Source organism: Neisseria sp. P0021.S005 (genome assembly GCF_051956955.1).
Map to the genome: position 1 here is coordinate 1 of NZ_JBQCWY010000707.1, position 1,552 is coordinate 1,552.

Consider the following 1,552-nt stretch of genomic DNA (forward strand, 5'->3'; position numbering starts at 1 on the left):
TTGACTTTCTCAATCCAGTCGTTTCCATCCTCAGAGGAGGCTGTATGAGCAGCAGATGTACGGCCGCTTTTTGATGCATGTGCGCTTTGTTTGTCTGAATTGTTACTTTGTTTATGACGAACAAAAACCAACACCAGCAAAAAAAGCACCAGCAAAAGAATAGTTAAAAGTTGATAGTTCAAGAACACCTCCCGGTCTTGTGCTGCAAACTGCATTTATTAACATCTGTTGCTTTACACGCAACTTCAACGCTATTAATTCCCCAAACGAATGATGATAACATGAACGCACCCATTTTCACATTAGAAACCCTACCCCCATAAAGGACTTGATACCAATTTACAACTCAAACACACCAATGGATTCAACATGCGAGGTTTGTGCAAACATATTCATGATTCCTACCGCCTTAAACTTATAGCCCTTATCAACCAAGACACCGGCATCTCGTGCAAATGTTGATGGATTGCACGAAACATACACTATCTTCTGAGGCAAAAACGGCTTGTGTAGCGATTTGACAACAGCATAAGCCCCGTTTCTCGGAGGATCCAGCAACATCTTGTCAAATTGCCCCCACGACTCAACAGTTTTTTCATCGGTATCGAACAAGTCTGCAACAGAAAACGTCATATTCTCGGCACAACGATTCAGGCGTGCATTTTCCCTTGCCCTATCGACCAAATAATCGGCACCTTCAATACCGACAACCGATGCACCACTTTTTGCCAGCGGCAAACTAAAATTGCCCAAACCGCAAAACAAATCGGCAATCCTCTCCCCTTTTTGAGGGTTTAAAAGCCTGACCGCCCTTGCCACCATCACTTCGTTCAATTGCGCATTAATCTGCGTAAAATCACCCGGCTTGTAAGGCATTTCCACATCAAATTGAGCAAAAGTATAGTTCAGGGCAGGGCGTTCTCAGGGTAAAACGGCAAAGACTCGGCATGATCCTGCAGCCATATTTGCCATGCCTTTTCAGCACCCGACAATATCTTATCAAACCAATTACGCAATTCGCTTAATATTTGTCCAAACGGTTGATTTACGAAACGAATGTTGAATACGGTCACATTTTTTCCGCAATAAAACTCAACAAATTTCACTTTCACACCGTCATCATGCAGCTTTTGCAGCAAATTGCGGACATCAGGCAACCTATCGGACACATGCTTAGGCAAAATATGGCAATGGCGGATATTGACGACATCATGGCTTTTTTTGGCCTGAAAACCGAGTTTCAGACGGCCTTGCTTATCCATCGAAACACTTAAACGTGCTCTATCGCGATAATACCAGGAGTAACCATATAAAGGGGGCAAAATTATCTCAGGCTTGACCTTACCTATCCGTTCCAACTGCTCTTCCAAAATCCGTTGCTTTAATGCAACTTGCGCGCCAAAGGAAACATGTTGAAGCGAACAACCGCCACATGTATCAAAATAGCAACAAGCTGGCTCAATGCGTTCGGAAGAAGGTTTTAAAACCGTTTCGACCTGAGCTTCTGCAAACTGCTTTTTTTCTTTATGAATGGCAAACGTTACACGCTCTC

At 43.4% G+C, this 1,552-nt stretch carries 2 pseudogenes; both read right to left on the bottom strand.

What is annotated here, in order from left to right:
• Positions 1–215, bottom strand: a pseudogene (locus ACTHUE_RS18545) (23S rRNA methyltransferase); the annotation flags it as partial.
• A 124-nt stretch (positions 216–339) separates the two neighbouring features.
• Positions 340–1,552 (bottom strand): annotated as a pseudogene (gene rlmD / locus ACTHUE_RS18550) (23S rRNA (uracil(1939)-C(5))-methyltransferase RlmD); the annotation flags it as partial.